This window comes from Enterobacter sp. SLBN-59 (assembly GCF_024807915.1).
Taxonomy (GTDB): Bacteria; Pseudomonadota; Gammaproteobacteria; order Enterobacterales; family Enterobacteriaceae; genus Enterobacter; species Enterobacter asburiae_B.
On the sequence record NZ_JANUFI010000001.1, the window covers coordinates 2,441,858 to 2,458,323 of the forward strand.

14 protein-coding genes and 3 pseudogenes are annotated in these 16,466 nt (G+C 54.8%); 7 read left to right on the top strand and 10 right to left on the bottom strand.

Annotated features, from left to right (window positions below; genetic code table 11):
* Positions 1-1,371, bottom strand: a complete 1,371-nt coding sequence (locus M2422_RS11675; protein WP_064673187.1) for an NAD-dependent succinate-semialdehyde dehydrogenase — start codon at positions 1,369-1,371, stop codon at positions 1-3.
* Positions 1,372-1,522: 151 nt separating this feature from the next.
* On the opposite strand from M2422_RS11675, the gene M2422_RS11680 reads away from it, so the two are divergent.
* The 6 genes and pseudogenes from M2422_RS11680 to M2422_RS11705 form a co-directional block, all read left to right on the top strand.
* On the top strand, positions 1,523-2,266 hold the full coding sequence (locus tag M2422_RS11680) for an AraC family transcriptional regulator (RefSeq protein WP_064673266.1): 744 nt from the start codon (positions 1,523-1,525) through the stop codon (positions 2,264-2,266).
* 47 nt (positions 2,267-2,313) lie between these two features.
* Positions 2,314-2,958, top strand: a complete 645-nt coding sequence (locus tag M2422_RS11685; RefSeq protein WP_064673186.1) for a LysE family translocator — start codon at positions 2,314-2,316, stop codon at positions 2,956-2,958.
* A gap of 178 nt (positions 2,959-3,136) precedes the next feature.
* Complete coding sequence (locus tag M2422_RS11690) at positions 3,137-5,404, top strand: class I SAM-dependent DNA methyltransferase (RefSeq protein ID WP_064673185.1); 2,268 nt, start codon at positions 3,137-3,139, stop codon at positions 5,402-5,404.
* Positions 5,404-6,075: pseudogene (locus M2422_RS11695) on the top strand (restriction endonuclease subunit S); the annotation flags it as partial. The gene M2422_RS11690 and the pseudogene M2422_RS11695, both read left to right, overlap by 1 nt.
* 77 nt (positions 6,076-6,152) lie before the next feature.
* Entirely contained in the window at positions 6,153-9,413 is a 3,261-nt protein-coding gene (locus M2422_RS11700) for a type I restriction endonuclease subunit R (protein WP_064673183.1), read from the top strand.
* A pseudogene (locus M2422_RS11705) lies at positions 9,406-9,603 on the top strand (DUF91 domain-containing protein); the annotation flags it as partial. The gene M2422_RS11700 and the pseudogene M2422_RS11705, both read left to right, overlap by 8 nt.
* A 47-nt stretch (positions 9,604-9,650) precedes the next feature.
* Here the strand turns inward: M2422_RS11705 and tssD are convergent.
* The 3 genes from tssD to M2422_RS11720 are packed head-to-tail and all read right to left on the bottom strand — an operon-like array spanning position 9,651 to position 11,017.
* Positions 9,651-10,142, bottom strand: coding sequence for a type VI secretion system tube protein TssD (tssD, locus tag M2422_RS11710; RefSeq protein ID WP_064673181.1), 492 nt, complete (start codon positions 10,140-10,142; stop codon positions 9,651-9,653).
* Positions 10,143-10,655, bottom strand: coding sequence for a hypothetical protein (locus M2422_RS11715; RefSeq protein WP_064673180.1), 513 nt, complete (start codon positions 10,653-10,655; stop codon positions 10,143-10,145).
* Positions 10,655-11,017: a tlde1 domain-containing protein gene (locus M2422_RS11720; RefSeq protein WP_064673179.1), complete on the bottom strand. Its 363-nt coding sequence runs from the start codon at positions 11,015-11,017 to the stop codon at positions 10,655-10,657. Before M2422_RS11720 ends, M2422_RS11715 begins: the two co-directional genes overlap by 1 nt.
* 246 nt (positions 11,018-11,263) lie before the next feature.
* Between M2422_RS11720 and M2422_RS11725 the strand changes: the two genes are divergently transcribed.
* Positions 11,264-12,535 (top strand): DUF445 domain-containing protein, encoded by a 1,272-nt coding sequence (locus M2422_RS11725; protein ID WP_032660921.1) that lies wholly within the window; start codon positions 11,264-11,266, stop codon positions 12,533-12,535.
* On the opposite strand, the gene M2422_RS11730 is transcribed toward M2422_RS11725, so the two are convergent.
* The 6 genes and pseudogenes from M2422_RS11730 to M2422_RS11750 all read right to left on the bottom strand — a co-directional run bounded on the left by M2422_RS11730 (position 12,532) and on the right by M2422_RS11750 (position 16,368).
* A complete protein-coding gene (locus M2422_RS11730; protein WP_023310256.1) occupies positions 12,532-13,608 on the bottom strand; it encodes a DUF2955 domain-containing protein in 1,077 nt (358 codons plus the stop codon). The genes M2422_RS11725 and M2422_RS11730 overlap by 4 nt on opposite strands.
* Positions 13,598-14,665 (bottom strand): HlyD family secretion protein, encoded by a 1,068-nt coding sequence (locus M2422_RS11735; protein WP_155739950.1) that lies wholly within the window; start codon positions 14,663-14,665, stop codon positions 13,598-13,600. The genes M2422_RS11730 and M2422_RS11735 overlap by 11 nt, the downstream gene beginning before the upstream one ends.
* A complete protein-coding gene (locus M2422_RS11740; RefSeq protein ID WP_064673177.1) occupies positions 14,662-15,132 on the bottom strand; it encodes a MarR family winged helix-turn-helix transcriptional regulator in 471 nt (156 codons plus the stop codon). The genes M2422_RS11735 and M2422_RS11740 overlap by 4 nt, the downstream gene beginning before the upstream one ends.
* Before the next feature lie 148 nt (positions 15,133-15,280).
* The gene (locus tag M2422_RS11745) at positions 15,281-15,976 is read right to left on the bottom strand and encodes a helix-turn-helix transcriptional regulator (RefSeq protein ID WP_064673176.1); all 696 of its coding nucleotides are present in this window, start codon (positions 15,974-15,976) and stop codon (positions 15,281-15,283) included.
* Positions 15,951-16,040 (bottom strand): annotated as a pseudogene (locus M2422_RS23880) (amino acid-binding protein); the annotation flags it as partial. The gene M2422_RS11745 and the pseudogene M2422_RS23880, both read right to left, overlap by 26 nt.
* A gap of 4 nt (positions 16,041-16,044) precedes the next feature.
* Positions 16,045-16,368, bottom strand: a complete 324-nt coding sequence (locus tag M2422_RS11750) for an antibiotic biosynthesis monooxygenase (RefSeq protein WP_033144543.1) — start codon at positions 16,366-16,368, stop codon at positions 16,045-16,047.
* Positions 16,369-16,466: the final 98 nt, after the last annotated feature.

Here is a 16,466-nt window from a genome sequence, read left to right on the forward strand (position 1 = left end):
TTACTTACGCACCACCACCAGCTTCTGGTTCACAAACTCTTTGATCCCCAGATCCGACAGCTCGCGTCCGTAGCCGGAGCGCTTCACGCCGCCGAACGGCAGCTCCGGCGCGGTATCGGTGAGCCAGTTGATGTACACCATCCCGGTCTCAATCCGCGACGCCATTTTCTTCGCGCGCTCGATATTCTGGCTGAATACCGCCCCGCCCAGGCCGTAGTGGGAGTCGTTCGCCAGCGCGACCGCCTCGTCGTCGTTTTTCACCACGTACATCTGCGCCACCGGGCCGAAGAACTCTTCGAAATACGCCGGGTTATCGCGGGAGATATTCGTCAGGATCGTCGGTTCGAAGAAACTCCCGTCGCGCTGCGCCGGTTTGCCGCCATAGTGCAGCGTGGCGCCGTTTTTCACCGCCTCGTTAACCTGTCTGGTCAGCGTTTCGAGCGCATCTTTAGACGACAGCGGCCCCAGCGTGGTGCTTTCGTCCAGCGGATCGCCAATCTTCACCTGCTTAAACGCCTCGGTGAATTTGCTCAGGAAGGCATCCGCAATCTTTTCATGCAGGATAAAGCGCTTCGCCGCGGTACAGACCTGCCCGGCGTTGTTGAGCCGCGCGTTAACGCCAATTTTCACGGCCTTCTCAAGGTCTGCATCGTCCAGCACCACGAACACGTCGTTACCGCCCAGCTCCAGCGTGGATTTCTTAATGTGCTTCGCCGCCTGCGCGGCCACCGCGCTGCCGGCCTTTTCGGAGCCGGTTAATGCGGCGCCCTGCACGCGATCGTCAGCAATGATATTCGCCACCTGCTCGGACGAGATAAACAGGTTGGTCCACGCCCCTTCCGGCGCCCCCGCCTCGCGCACCAGATGGGCAAAGGTCTCGGCGCAGTGCGGCACGATGCTGGCATGTTTGGCGATGACGGGGTTACCCGCCGCCAGGTTTGGCGCCAGGACGCGCATCAGCTGGTAGTACGGGAAGTTCCACGGCTCAACGGCCATCAGCACGCCGATGGGGTGATGCTCCACCCAGGCTTCACCGAGCTCAGAGTCGTACTTCTCCGGGGCCAGGAACCGCTTCGCGTTGTCGGCGTAGTAGCGGGCGATCTGCGCGCACAGCTTCACCTCGCCGCGGCTCTGTTCGATGAGCTTACCCATCTCCTGGCTGGCAATTTTCGCCAGATCCTCCACACGCTCGTCGATCAGATCGGCAAGCTTATGCAGCACCGGCAGGCGCTGGCTGATGTCGCCTTTCGCCCAGTCCGAATGATAAAGCGCATCGGCCGCCTTCAGCGCCGCTTCGATATCCGCGTCGGTATGTGAGGGGTATTCTTTGATGAGCTGGTTAGTGGCAGGATTTACTGTCTGATAAGCCATGTCGAATCTCCTTGTTTTACCGCTTAGGGTATTAAGGGTAGTCAACATGACTGGCTATGGACGTAAAGTTGGGTATATCCGGAAGGTTCTTAATGAAGCGCTGCCGGACGGTTCGCTGACGTGGTATAAAAAATCTTCAGAAGGAGCGCCCATGACCGATACCCGACATATCCGCCAGACTTTTCACCGCGCCTCAGGCCTTGAGCTGCGCAGCACCTGGCAGAGTACGCAGGCGTACAAACGCCACAGTCACCCTCAGCTCTCCATCGGCGCGATTGTGGAGGGCCAGACCTGCTGCGTGTGTCATGACAGAGAGTACATCCTTAACCCCGGGGACCTCATCGCGATCCCGGCCGGTGTGCCGCACAGCTGCAACCCCGTCGCCGGGCAACCGCGCAGCTACCATATGCTCTACATCGACACCGGGCTTCCGCTGGCGCTACAGGTGATTCGTAACCCAACCCTGTTTGCCCATTACCTGGACGTTGTTGAGACCCTGTCTCCGGCGTCCCTTGAGACCCTGCTTTCTGCCCTTCCCCGCGCCGCGGATAACGCTGACGCGCTTCGCGCAACCAGCCAGCAGATTCAGCAGGCGTTTCTTTCCGATCTCACCTGCCCGCCTTCCCTCGACGAGCTTGCCCAACGCTTCTCGCTGCGCAAGGAGACGCTGATCCGCACCTTCAGGCAGGACACCGGCCTGACGCCGGGCAGTTTTCTCAACATCTCCCGCGTGGAGTACGCCAAGGTGCGGCTGCGTGCCGGGGACGATATTGCCGACGTCGGCTACCAGAGCGGCTTTGCCGACCAGAGCCATTTTCATAAGACCTTCGTCAGCTATACCGCCGCCACGCCGCGCCAGTACGCCACCGGCCGATCAATATCAGACAATAAATAGGTTCTGCAGCGCCGTACTCTGACCTCGGATTGTTAACTGAGGTCGCTATGGAACTGTTCTTCCCTTCCGCTTTTCTCGCCCTGGCGCTGGCGCACTTTGTCGCCCTGCTAAGCCCGGGCCCGGATTTCTTCCTGCTCGTGGGCTATGCCGCGCGCTATCGGCTACGCGGCAGCGCCGGACTGTGCCTCGGCATCGCCGCGGGCAACGCGCTCTATATTCTTCTGGTGATTATCGGCTGGAGCGCGCTGCGCCAGTTTACGTGGCTGTTTACGCTTATCGAGCTTTGCGGGGCGCTGTACCTGCTGTGGGTCGGCTCGCATCTGATTCGCAGCCGCCAGCAGGCGCTGGCGCTGGCGCTGAATGAAACCCACCAGCGCTTTCCCTCGCTGCAAAAGCAGATCCTGCTGGGGCTCGGTTCGGCGCTGCTAAACCCGAAAAACGCGCTGTTCTATCTGGCGCTGATGACGGCCTTGCTGGGGCCGGACGTCACGCTGCTTCAGCAGGCGACCTGCGGCGTCTGGATGGTGATGGTGGTGCTGGCGTGGGATGTCGCGCTGGTGTCGCTGATGGGGCTATCGGCGGTACAACAGAAGCTCAGCCGTTCGCTGTGGTGGATTGAGCGCACGGCGGGGGTGGTGCTGATGGGATTTGGCGGGTGGGTGCTGTGGCGGTTGTGCGTTAATACTCTTTGACCCTGCTCCATCATTTGGATTGAAATACACATTCATGACACCCATGAATTATTGTAATTCATAAACATAAACCATTGATTTAGATCTATTTTTTAGTCGATCTATATTTTTAACCATGATAAAAAGAGGGTTTTAATTCATCATCAAAAATGCCTGAAAAATGGGCAAGGACGCTTTTATGAGTACCCTGAATTTCTCCCAAACGGCAGCCTTTATCTGGTCTGTTGCAGATCTCCTGCGCGGTGATTTTAAGCAATCTCAATATGGCCGCATTATTCTTCCGTTTACCCTGTTGCGCCGCCTGGAATGCGTGCTTGAAGAGACTAAAGAGGCCGTCGTTATTGAGGCTCAAAAAGTCCGCTCTTCTCCCCTGCCTGAAGAAGCGAAAGAAAAGTTAATCCTGCGCGTCACCAACGGGCTGACGTTCTTTAACGCCTCGCCGCTGGATTTGAGCAAAATGGGCCAAAACGACATCAGGGCCAACCTGGAAAACTACATTCAGTATTTTTCCAGAGATGCGCGGGAAATTTTCGAGCACTTTAAATTCAACGAATTCATTGGGTTACTTGATGATGCCAACCTCCTCTACAAAGTGGTGCAGAAGTTTTCCACCACCGATCTCAGCCCGCAGGCCATCTCCAACCATGACATGGGGCTGGTCTTTGAAGAGCTGATCCGTCGTTTTGCCGAAAGCTCGAATGAAACCGCCGGTGAGCATTTCACGCCGCGTGATATCGTTCGCCTCACCACTTCGCTTGTGTTTATGGAAGACGACGAGGCGCTCACCAAAGAGGGCGTTATTCGAACCCTTTACGACCCGACGGCAGGCACGGGCGGATTTCTCTCTGCCGGGATGGAGTACGTTCACGAACTCAACCCGAATGCGGTGATGCGCGCGTTTGGGCAAGAGCTGAACCCGGAGTCCTACGCTATCTGTAAGGCCGATATGCTGATAAAGGGTCAGGACGTCAGCCGCATCAAGCTGGGCAATACCCTGTCTAACGATCAGCTTCCAGCAGACCGTTTCGATTACATGCTGTCGAACCCGCCGTTTGGCGTGGACTGGAAGAAGATCGAAGCCGACGTTAACAACGAGCATCGTAAAGGATTTGATGGCCGTTTCGGGCCTGGCCTGCCGCGCGTTTCCGACGGCTCGCTGCTGTTCCTGCTGCACCTGATCAGCAAAATGCGCGATGCGGATACCGGCGGGCGCATCGGGATCATTCTCAACGGTTCGCCATTGTTCACGGGTGGTGCGGGCAGCGGCGAAAGCGAGATCCGCCGCTACATCCTTGAAGCCGATCTGCTGGAAGGGATCGTCGCCCTGCCCACCGACATGTTCTACAACACCGGGATCGCCACCTACGTGTGGATCCTGTCGAACAAAAAGGCGGCGGAGCGTAAGGGCAAGATCCAGCTGATCGACGCCAGCAAGCTGTGCAGCAAAATGCGTAAGTCACTGGGCGCGAAGCGCAACATGATGAGCGAGGAGGACATTCGGCTCATCACCCGCACCTTTGGCGACGCCGAGGTCGTGGATCTTAAGGACGCGGACGACAAGCGCGCCGTCGCCAGCAAGATTTTCTACAGCACCGATTTTGGCTTCCGCCGGCTGACGATTGAGCGCCCGCTGCGCCTGACGGCGCATGTCACGGATGAATCCATCGCCGCGCTGCGCTTTGCGCCAAAACCGCTTAACGCACCGATGGCGTGCCTGTACGACGCGTTCGGTGCCTTCTGGCAGGACGAGAACTACGGCAGCTTTGCCGAGTTCGAGGTGGAAGCACGCGCCGTTATCAAGGCTGAATTCCCTGAGCTTAAAGAGAAGCAGATTAAAGATCTGCTCGACGCAACGCTGTGGCGACAACAGCGCGCGCTGATGTTCAAAGCGCAAAAAATCCAGACGGCGCTCGACGGGAAAGCAGGTGGTCTCGCTCAGCCGAGCGATGATTTCAATCAGTTCCAGCTGACGCTCAAAGAGGCGTTTAAAACCGCCGCCGTTAAGCTGGATGCCAAAGAGCATAAGCAGTTCATCGAGGCCATTACCCGCAAAAACCCCGACGCGGAGCCGGTCGTCAAAAAGGTGCTCAGGGAAGATGCGCAGCCGCTGTACGGCGCGTTTGCGTACCGCGGACAGGTGGTGGAGTTTGAGCAGGACGGCGACCTGCGCGACAACGAGAACGTGGCGCTCAATCCGTCTGTTTCGACCAGCGATTTGATTGAAGGCTATGTGAAGGCGGAAGTGCTGCCGCACGTGCCGGACGCCTGGATTAATGCCGATAAGCGCGACGCCCGCGACGGCGAGGTTGGGGTTGTTGGGTACGAAATTCCATTTAACCGGCATTTTTATGTGTACAAGCCACCGCGCCCGCTGGAGGAGATTGACGCGGAGCTGGATGCGCTGAGTGCGGAGATAATGAAGCTGCTGCAGGAGGTACACTCCTGATGGCTAAGTATAAGGCGTATCCGGAATATAAGGATTCTGGGGTTGAGTGGTTGGGGGAGATACCTGAGTGCTGGGTTATCAGTAAAGTTAGATATTGCTTTGCATTTGATAAAGGTCTGACTATTACAAAAGAAGATCTCCAAGATGAAGGCATTCCCTGTTTAAATTATGGAGAAATACATTCTAAATATAGTTTTGAAGTTAACCCTGAGATTGATCATTTAAAATCTGTTGATAAAAAAAACCTGAAAAATAATTTTAACTCATTAATTTATAAAGGCGATCTTATTTTTGCCGATACTTCTGAGGACATTATAGGATCAGGTAATTTCTCGCAATTAATTCATGAAACAATTACTTTCGCCGGTTACCATACAATAATAGCCAGACCAGTGAAACGCGAAAATTATCGTTTCTATGCTTACATTTTTGACTGTGAAGAGTTAAGGACTCAAATTAGATTCTCAGTTAAAGGCGTCAAAGTTTTTAGTATCTCTCAGTCCATTTTACGTGGATTATCTCTTTGGCTACCTTCAGAAAACGAACAAGAAAGAATTTCGGCCTTTCTAGATTATCAGACCGCAAAAATCGACACTCTAATCCAAAAACAACTCCAGCAAATTGAGCTTCTGAAAGAACGTCGCACCGCCCTTATCTCCGCCGCAGTCACCGGCAAAATCGATCTACGTGACTGGACGCCTCCCGCCAGCAGCACCGAAACATCCCTCACCGCAGAGGAGGCCACAGCATGATCGCCGACGTCACCAAAGAATCGAACCTGCAGGCAGATATCATCAATCAGATGTGTCAGAACGGCTGGATCCCCGGCACGGGCAGCAAGTACGATCGCGAACGTGCACTCTATCCGCAGGATGCGCTGACGTTTGTCCAAATTACCCAGCCGCAGGAGTGGGAAAAATTCACCCGCATCTATCCCAACGACACCGAGCGTCATTTTCTCGATGCGCTGGTGGCGCAGCTTAAAAAAGCCGATGCCAACGCCACCGATCTTCAGTCACGAACCTACGGCACCCTGGGGGTGCTGCGCCACGGCATCAAAAGCCATAACGCACGCTTCTCGTTATGCCAGTTCAAGCCGGATCACAACCTCAACCCGGACATCCTTGCGCGCTATCGGCAAAACATCTGCCGTATCGTTCCGGAACTGGTTTACAGCCCCCACGCGAGCGGCAGCGACACGGAGGCGAAAGCCAAACGCAGGCGCATCGATCTGGTGCTGTTTATCAACGGCCTTCCCGTTGCCACTCTCGAACTGAAATCCGAATTCAAGCAGACGGTCAACAGCGCCATAAACCAGTACAAAAAAACGCGCCTGCCAAAAGATCCGGAGACCAACAAGCCTGAGCCGTTGTTGACCTTCAAGCGCGGCGCGCTGGTGCATTTCGCCGTCAGCCAGTATGAGGTCTACATGACCACTCGACTTGCTGGTGACGACACGTTCTTTCTGCCGTTCAACAGAGGCACGAAAGAAGGTGGCGCGGGTAACGACATCCCGGAGGATCACCATGAATACGCCACCAGCTATCTGTGGAACGAGGTATTGCTACCCGAGAATCTGCTGAAGATCCTCGCCTGCTTTGTGCATCTGCAAATTGAGGAAAAAGAGGACTGGGACGGTAAAAAGGTCAAAAAAGAGAGCCTGATCTTCCCGCGCTATCACCAGTGGGACGTCTTGAACAAGCTCATTGCCGCAGCAGATGAGGAAGGCACCGGCAACAAATACCTCATCCAGCACAGCGCCGGATCCGGAAAATCGAACTCCATCGCCTGGACGGCGCATCAGCTCTCGTGTCTGCATAACGAAAAGGGGGAAAAACGCTTCCACTCGGTGATTGTTGTGACTGACCGCACCGTGCTGGACGATCAGCTGCAGGACACCATCTATCAGTTTGAACATGCGGACGGCGTGGTCGGGCGAATCAACAACCGCGAGGGGGAAGGCTCGAAATCGGAGAAGCTCGCCTGCGCGCTGGAGCATTCGCAGCCCATCATCATCGTCACCATTCAGACTTTCCCGTTCGTACTTAAAGCGATTGAAAACAGCACCTGTCTCAAAGAGCGAACCTACGCGATTATCGCAGATGAAGCGCACTCCTCCCAAAGCGGCTCCACGGCGCGCCAGCTGAAAGAGGTGCTGATGAGCGAAGGGGCCGACGACGATGTGGTCCTCACCTCCGAAGACATCCTCGACGCCACCCTTGCCGCGCGAAGCGGGAGCAGCAACCTGAATTTCTACGCCTTCACCGCGACGCCGAAGGCGAAAACCCTGGAGCTTTTTGGCCGCAGACCCAACCCGCACGAGCCCGCATCCAGAACCAATAAACCTGCGGCGTTTCATGTTTACTCTATGCGCCAGGCCATCGAGGAGGGCTTTATCCTCGACGTGCTGAAGAACTATACCAATTACAAAGTGGCCTATAAGCTGCTGCAAAAAATGGGTGATAAAGACCGGGAAGTGGACAGCAATCGGGCGAAGATCAGGCTCAACCAGTGGGTAACATTGCACGACCACAATGTCTCGCAAAAGGTAAAAGTCATCATTGAGCACTACCGCCAGCACGTGATGCATCTGCTCGGCGGACAGGCAAAAGCGATGGTGGTCACCAGCTCTCGCAAAGCCGCCGTGCGCTATAAGCTGGCGTTTGATAAATACATTGCCGACATGGGCTACGGAAAGATCGCTGCGATGGTGGCGTTCTCAGGCGAAGTTGAGTTTCAGGAAAATGACATGAACAGCCTTGCGCTGTTGCACCAGAAATTCACTGAAATCAATATGAACCCGGCGCTCAAGGGCCGCGACATGCGTAGGGCGTTTGATACCGATGATTATCAGGTGATGCTGGTAGCCAACAAGTTCCAGACCGGCTTCGACCAGCCGAAGCTGTGCGCCATGTACGTGGATAAAGCGCTTGGCGGCGTGGAGTGCGTACAGACGCTGTCGCGGCTGAACCGAACCTATCCTGGTAAAAAGGAATCCGGCACCTTTGTACTCGATTTTTATAACGAACCTGACGACATCCTGGCTGCCTTCCAACCCTACTACCAAACGGCTGAATTGACCGATGTCAGCGATCCAGGTCTGGTGTTCGATCTGTACGAGAAACTTCGCGCGACGGGGATATTTTTATGGCACGAAGTCGAACAGCTATGCGAGGCTTTTTACAGTAAGAAGAAATCGAATGCGATGCTCAGCAATATTTGCATGCCTGCAGTAAACCGCTGGGCAATGCGGTATGCCTCCGCGAAAGAGGCGTATATCAGCGCTAAACAAATCTATGAATTAACAAAAAAGGATTCCCCTAACCCCATTTTGCTCGCGAACGCGGAAAACAGTTTTAAATCCTGCAAGCAGGAAAAAGATCGTCTGGAGATCTTCAAAAAAGATCTCGGCAGCTTTGTACGCTTTTATGAATTTATGTCCCAGATCGTCGCCTACGATGACAAGTCGCTGGAGAAGTTAAGCCTGTATTGTCGACACCTTCGCCCCCTACTGCGCGAAGAGGCAACAGATGAAGATGACGTCGATCTTTCCAATGTTGAAATGAGCCACTATCGGCTTTCAAAAATCCTGGAACAGCATATCAAGCTTCAGGAGGATGCGGCAGAGTATAAGCTCAACCCGGTTAATGACGTCGGCACCGCAAAAGCAAAAGATAAGAAAGAGGAGTTTATGTCGCAGGTGCTGTCGCAGCTCAACGAGCTGTTTATCACCGAAAATCTGACCGACAAAGATATGCTCAACTATGCCTTTGTGGTTTACGATAAGCTCGCAGAAAACAAACTTGTCATGACCCAACTCGACAACAACACCCGTGAACAAGCGATGCTGGGCGACTTTACGAAAGCCATTGATGACGCCGTGATAGACAGCAACGAAGCGCACAAGGAGATGATGATGCAGTATTTATCGTCTCCTGACGTTGCCAAAGGGTTTGCTCATCTGATGTATGACATCGCAAAAATGCGCAGGGAATCGATTCATGAGTGATATTCAACTTTTCCGCTATAGTGCTAGCGGCGTAAAAGAACTTTCCGGTAAAGCAGCAACCATCGAAAAAGAGCTGCAATCCTTGATCGAATCCCGAATGGATACCTTTCTCGGCGTTCGTTTTCTCGACAGTGAATACAGTACCGGTAAGACCCACCGTGGACGCATTGATTCAATGGATCTGGACGAATAACTGCCTTTTGCTCCGGGGAAGATTTTTCTCCCGGCGCAGGTTAATCAAGCCCCTAACCGATAATCCCAGTCATCCGAATGAATAACATTACCGTCACGGTAATGCCAGGTAATCTTTTCATAACGAAGCTGAACAAGCTCAAGATGCCCCTGTTTTTCATGATAAGTCTCTTTCACGTCATGCATTAATGAAAACAGCGTGACGACTTTTACCGATTCCAGCGTTATCGTGAAATAGATTTCTTCCTGACCGGCATCATTGATTCTGTAAAGGTCGATAGTCGCTTTCCTGAGCGTACCGCCCGTGCTGAGCGCTTTATAGAGATAAACGCTGGAGGCATCAATTTCCTTTTCAATGAGAAAAGGGCGATGCTGGCGTTTGCTCAACACTCTGCCATTATGCAGGTCAGAATTATAGCTTACGTTATGATAGAGCCCTAAAACCTCAATTTGGTTTTCACGGTCTGTAACTTTCACGCTCCCTTTTATAATATTACCCGCATCGTCAGTTAATGACATATATCCCGGAATGGCCATTTAAATATCCTTATCGAATGGAACAGAGTGTTCAACGGTGGCGATCATGACGGCGAGACATCTTTTACCCTCAGGGCTTTTTATTTTAAACATCTCCCTGATGGAATCTACATAAAGCTTATTGCTCTCTGCTTCCGTCTCAGGGAAATTAGCAAAAGCGCAGACTTGTTCAATAGTGAGCAACGGTTTATCGTCTTTTAATATTGCTAAGACACCCTCAGGGTTATGCGGGATGGCTTCTGAAAGCGCCGCCTTTAAATCTTCAGCCGTACTGGCGTCTACTCCGGGTTCAAGGGCACTCGCCACCGCTAACCATGCTTGTGTTCCGCTCCTGATTTTCGGGATGACATGGTTCCACCATTCCGACTCACCGTTATCATTTGAGTTCATTTCACCAACAACAGTGCTGACCCCCTTGTCGTTTATCCTTTGCAATATCTGCTCAGGCGTATGATTTTTGGCAAATAAGCCCATCGATAAGGACAAAAAGAATAGCGCAATAATATATTTCATTATCGTACCACCAGTATTGTGTCACCTGAATCATAAATTATATGGCGCTTGTCCTGGCCGTTCATTATGATGCAACCTGCTGACGCAGAACCTGGCGGCAGTCCTTTTTTATCACCATGAATTTGAAAGTGATCTCTACCAAAGGTATTGGTTCCGGCTATAGGCTCAAGAATTATGGCCTCTGCACTTTTATGATTATTCCATCCGGCAATAAAATAAATACCTCTGGGGATGGGCCCTCTGTTTCGTTGACTTTCACACTCGGGTTTATCTTTCGATTCACCAGCGCCGCTGTAGCAGTTAGCGACAAACTCACCGTTATGGCTCAATACTCCTGTCGATACTTTATATTCCCATGTCATTAATACCACCTCCTTTTACGAATAGTTCTTTATCTTATGACGGGCAAGAAAATCGAAATTACCATGAAGATCACAAAAACTTACTGCCGATAATAGACAAGCACAAAAAATATATAAAAATGAATAATAGGTAATTTTAATACATATATTTTTTAATATAATAGCAGTCTGTTCGCTCAGATTATGCATCCCCCTCCTCTTACACCAGTTTTGCACTTTTGGTGAACTTCCCTCTATCCTTAACCCATGGAAAAAATAGCTGAACTCAAACGCGCCAAGCTGCTGGCGCTGTCGCTGCTGCTGGTTGCCGCCGCGGCGTTTATCACCACCCTGTTCCTGCCGCAGACCTTCTGGGTGCGCGGCGTGAAGGCCATTGCCGAGGCGGCGATGGTCGGCGCGCTGGCAGACTGGTTTGCCGTGGTTGCGCTGTTCCGCCGGGTGCCCATTCCGTTTATCTCGCGACATACGGCGATTATCCCGCGCAATAAAGACCGGATCGGCGACAATCTCGGCCAGTTTGTGCAGGAGAAGTTTCTTGATACCCAGTCGCTGGTGGCACTCATCCGCCGCTATGAACCTGCCCAGATGATCGGCGCCTGGTTCAGCAAACCGGACAACGCCCAGCGCGTCGGGCTGCATTTGATGCAGGTGATGAGCGGTTTTCTCGAACTCACCGACGATGGACGCATTCAGCGCCTGCTCAAACGGGCGGTGCATAAGGCCATCGACAAGGTCGATTTCACCGAAACCAGCGCCGTGATGCTGGAGAGCATGACCAAAAACAACCGCCACCAGGTGCTGCTGGATGCGATCATCAACCGTCTGATTACCCTGATTCAGCGGGAGAGCACGCGGGACTTTATTGCCGATCAGATTGTCCACTGGCTGAAGACCGAACACCCGCGCAAAGCGATGGTGCTGCCCACCGAGTGGCTGGGCGATCAAAGCGCGGAAATGGTCTCGAACGCGGTGAACACGCTGCTGGACGATATCAGCCACGACCGCACGCACCAGATCCGCCAGGCGTTCGACCGTGCCACGCTGAAGCTTATCGACAACCTGAAAAACGATCCGGAAATGGCGGCGAAAGCCGACAACATCAAGCACTACCTGAAAAACGATGAGGCGTTTAACCGCTATCTGGGAGAGATGTGGGCCGACCTGCGCCAGTGGCTGAAAGCGGATATGCAAAGCGAGGATTCGCGCGTGAAGCAGCGCATCGCCAACGCCGGGCTGTGGTTTGGCGAAACGCTGTCTAACGACGCCAGCCTGCGGGCGTCGCTGAACGAGCATCTGGAGCAGGCGGCACACCGCCTCGCACCGGATTTCGCGGCGTTTCTGACGCGCCACATCAGCGACACGGTCAAAAGCTGGGACGCCAAAGACATGTCCCGCCAGATTGAGCTTAACATCGGTAAAGATCTGCAGTTCATCCGCGTCAACGGCACGCTGGTCGGCGGGACGATTGGCCTGATCCTGTTTTTACTCTCGCAGCTGCCTGCCGTGCTGGGGCATTAATCTACTTTAGGCGGCGCGATGACGTAGCGCGTCGCCTCAAAGCGGTTGAGGATCAGATGCACCAGGAAGACCATCGTCAGCGTTGCGACCAGCGAAAAGGTGACGGAAGTGATGCGGTAGAGATCGCTGAACACCAGGTCAGTGTCCGGGTGCATGTTCTGCCCGAACATAATGCCGATGGTCGTGATGCTGGAGAACCCCACGCCCGCGCCCACCTTTTCCATCACGTGCAGACGCGCGCCAAACGCCAGCCCGAGGCCAATCAGCGGCATCATCAGCAGCATATGGCTGCTGTGATCGTAGAGGATCAGCTGCACCACCAGAATATAGAGACAGCCCAGCACCACGCCGACCACGCGCCAGATCGAGCTCATCACCGAACCGCGGTAGTGCATGGGGAACAGGATCAAAATCCCCGCCATCAGCGCCGAAAGCGAATCGCTTAAGTCGCTAATCTGAAACACCACGAATATCAGCGTCGCGACGGTGCCGGAGAGCAGCGACTCGTGGCGCACGCGGGCATCGTCTTTCTCAATCAGCGGCGGCGGCCTGCGGGGCTCCACGTCCGGCAGGAGATAGTTCATCAGCGCGCTCAGGCACACCGCCATCACGCTCGCTTCGATGTTGGAAAACAGCAGCGTGTGCCAGCTGGTAGTGGGGTAGCTCATAAAGTTGAGCATCACGCTCTGGCACACCACGCCCATTGAGCCAAACAGGAACAGCGGCCCCTTGCTCATAAAGCGAAAACGCATCACGTACAGGGCAAACACCACCAGCGTCATGATGACCGGCCATTGCGACAGATAGCCGATAATGAAGATCATTTCGACGCAGTTTAGCGCGGCGCTGAAGATAAACTGCTTCGCCACGTGGCGGTTAAACACCGGCACCAGCGACAGGAGCATGATCGGATAGACTACGAAAAATACGCCGTAGCTGGTGTTGTAGAAGCTGGAGATGCTCAGCGCAATCATCCCGGCGAAGACGATGCGCAGGGTCTGGCGAAAGTCGTTTGCCGTATAGACGATGTTGCCGTGCGGGGTAAACACCCGCGCCAGGGTGCTAATAGACATAGTGAAGCAGGCTCACCAGGTGGATCTGCATCCCGGAGAAAAAGCGCGCAAACGGCCCCTCGCTGTTGTAGAGCTGCACGGTGGCGCGCGCGCCGGTCGGCAGATGCTTCGGCAATTCTTCGTCCAGCGCGACGTGAATACGCATGCGTTGGGCATCGCGCACCCAGCGGTTGGAGGTTTCCGGCTCGGACAGCTGGCCGTTCACGGCCTCCTGACCCGCCAGTATCCCCGCGTCGCTGCTGGTCACGTGGGCGCGGAAAACGTGCCCCGGAAAGGCGTCAAACACCACGGCGGCATCGGTGCCCTGATGGGTATGGCGCAGGCTCTTCTCGCGGAAATCAGCGACGATATCGGTTTGGTTGTTCACCAGCGCCAGCGCGGCGGAACCCGAGGAGGCGTAAAAGCCCGGGCTTAACTGCAGGTTACTGACCGTACCGTCCGCCTGGGCGTAAACCTTCGTCCAGCCGAGGTTAAGCTCCGCGTCATCCAGCGCGTTACGGTATTTTTGCAGCGTCACGTTGCGGTGCTCGTCCCGCTCGCCGCGCTGAATGCGCAGGTTATGGATATTGGCCTGGATGGAGCTGACGGACTGCTCGCTGCTCTGCCAGGTGGTTCGGACCTTATCCAGATCCGCCTGCGAGACGTTCTGCAGGGTGCTCAGCTTCTGGTAGCGATCGAAGGTCACTTTATCGTTACGCGCGGTCAGCACGGCGGTTTTCAGGCTGGCCTGCGCGGCAGCGATCTGCGCATCCAGCTGGTCGTTGGAAAGGCGTGCCTGCTCAAGCGCGATTTGCGCCGCTTCCACTTTATTGCGAAACGGCGTGTCGTCGAGCTCAAACAGCAGATCGCCTTTCTTCACCTGGCTGTTGTTGTGGACATGTACCGCCGCCACGTAGCCGGAGACGCGCGGAGAAACCGGCGTCACCACGCGCATCACGGTGGAGTCCGGCGTCAGCGGGATCCAGATATCCGCGACGATAAAGTAGACAAACATCAGCAGGAAAGAGGCAATACTCACCCTTACCCAGCGGGCAAACTTTTGTTCAGGGGTCATTATTTTTCGGTCTTGTTATCTTCTTCGCGGATTGTCCGCAAATTGCAGGCGAATTGATTCAGGGTGGCGCTGAAAATGTCGATATGTTCCGGCGCGATGTTTTGCGATACGCGCGCCTGATAGGTCTCAATCACCCGAGTGAGCCTTTGTAATAGGGCTTTTCCCTCAGGCGTCAGCGTCAGAAGCCGGATGCGCTTGTCATAAGGCGATACGGAGCGCAGCAGGTAACCCTGCTTTTCCAGCTGTGTCAGGGTGCGCATCAGCGGCGGCAGTTCAATGCCCTGCACCTCCGCCAGCTCACTCACGGAGACGTTATCCCCGAGCTGATGAAGCTGCATCATCACCGTCCAGCTCGACTGGGTTAACCCGGTATCGAGAATGGCGTCGTCGATTACCGCACGCCACTGGCGCACGATCATCGCCATCCGCATGCCCATCGGCCTGCGGCTAAACAGTTCTTCTTCGCTCATGGGGAAACCTCTCGTCACACGCGGTAACGATAATAGTTATCAGGGTAAGTATCAAGAAACGAGAGGCGAAAGAGCAGGAATTGCGAAACGACGTCTCCCTCTCCCCGTGGGAGAGGGTCGGAGTGAGGGCACCAGCCCGCATCAGAGTTTAGCGGCTAAAAAGTCTCTTAACAGCAGCCCTACCTGAAGCCGTCACCACCACCTCCCTGTACCCCGCCACCCGCTGGATCCACCCTTTGCTTTCCAGATGAATGAGCAGCGCCGCGCCCGCCTCACCGCCCAGATGAAACCGCCGCTCGCTCCAGTCCAGACAGGCGCAGCAGGCTTTTCGGCGCGGGTGAGCGCTTAACGAAACGCCGAGCGTCAGGAACTGCTCGCGGCCATACGGCGTGAGCGCTGAACCGTCTGCCTCCAGCCAGCCTTCCGCCTGCATAAAATCGTAGATTTGCACCGCAACCCTTCCGGCAAGATGGTCGTAGCAGGTTCGGGCCTCGCGCATGGCTTTCGGCGCGGTTGTTTCCGGCGGGGTGATGCGGCTCCAGGAGAGCCCCATCATATGCTCGACCAGCGCCGCCACGTCGTGCCCCGCCAGACGATAATAGCGGTGCCGCCCCTGCGACAGGCAGGTAACCAATTGCCCTTCCACCAGCCGGGCGAGATGGCCGCTGGCGGTCGACGGCGCAACGTCTGCCGCCGCGCTCAGCTCGGTGGCAGTCCACGCCCGCCCGTCCATCAGCGCGCACAGCATCTTTACACGCGACGGATCGGCCATTGCGGCAGCCACCGCGGCAATGGCCTGTTCCAGCGCCGCGCCGTTATCAGGAGGTAGGCTCGTTTTTAACATGTGTCGCCCAGGGTTCGGTGATCTCTGCGGCCAGCTTATCATCATCCGTCAGCAGAATAAGGTGAACGTCATACATCCGCGTGCCCTCCGGTTTCGGAACTGTACTCCCGCACCAGTTGCGCCACTCGAATGCGGTAGTACGCGAAAATCGACTCCCGCCCTTCGGCCTGCGCCGCCTGATGGAAGACGTTCTGCTTCCAGCGGCGGACGGCCTCTTCGTCGCGCCACCAGGAAAGCGACAGGATTTTGCCGTCGGTCGTCAGGCTCTGAAAACGTTCGATATCAATGAAGCCGTCGATGTCCGCCAGCAGAGGTTTGAGTTCGGCAGCGAGCTGTAGGTAGCGCGCCTGATGGGCGGGCGCGGCTTTGGCTTCGAAAATGACTGCAATCATGATGGTCTCTCCGTAGTGATTTGGAGAGAGAATGCAGGGTAGAGAGGAACGATGCTTCGGCAAAGAGCGAAATGTTGTGCCGGATGGCGCTGCGCTTA

Bases quoted from the DNA above. Each gene is read 5' to 3' on its own strand.
- M2422_RS11700 (WP_064673183.1), top strand. From the start codon at position 6,153: ATGATCGCCGACGTCACCAAAGAATCGAACCTGCAGGCAGATATCATC.
- M2422_RS11680 (WP_064673266.1), top strand. From the start codon at position 1,523: ATGACCGATACCCGACATATCCGCCAGACTTTTCACCGCGCCTCAGGC.
- M2422_RS11740 (WP_064673177.1), bottom strand. From the start codon at position 15,132: ATGAGCGAAGAAGAACTGTTTAGCCGCAGGCCGATGGGCATGCGGATG.
- M2422_RS11745 (WP_064673176.1), bottom strand. From the start codon at position 15,976: ATGTTAAAAACGAGCCTACCTCCTGATAACGGCGCGGCGCTGGAACAG.
- M2422_RS11685 (WP_064673186.1), top strand. From the start codon at position 2,314: ATGGAACTGTTCTTCCCTTCCGCTTTTCTCGCCCTGGCGCTGGCGCAC.
- M2422_RS11690 (WP_064673185.1), top strand. From the start codon at position 3,137: ATGAGTACCCTGAATTTCTCCCAAACGGCAGCCTTTATCTGGTCTGTT.
- M2422_RS11730 (WP_023310256.1), bottom strand. From the start codon at position 13,608: ATGTCTATTAGCACCCTGGCGCGGGTGTTTACCCCGCACGGCAACATC.
- M2422_RS11725 (WP_032660921.1), top strand. From the start codon at position 11,264: ATGGAAAAAATAGCTGAACTCAAACGCGCCAAGCTGCTGGCGCTGTCG.
- tssD (WP_064673181.1), bottom strand. From the start codon at position 10,142: ATGGCCATTCCGGGATATATGTCATTAACTGACGATGCGGGTAATATT.
- M2422_RS11675 (WP_064673187.1), bottom strand. From the start codon at position 1,371: ATGGCTTATCAGACAGTAAATCCTGCCACTAACCAGCTCATCAAAGAA.
- M2422_RS11720 (WP_064673179.1), bottom strand. From the start codon at position 11,017: ATGACATGGGAATATAAAGTATCGACAGGAGTATTGAGCCATAACGGT.
- M2422_RS11715 (WP_064673180.1), bottom strand. From the start codon at position 10,655: ATGAAATATATTATTGCGCTATTCTTTTTGTCCTTATCGATGGGCTTA.
- M2422_RS11750 (WP_033144543.1), bottom strand. From the start codon at position 16,368: ATGATTGCAGTCATTTTCGAAGCCAAAGCCGCGCCCGCCCATCAGGCG.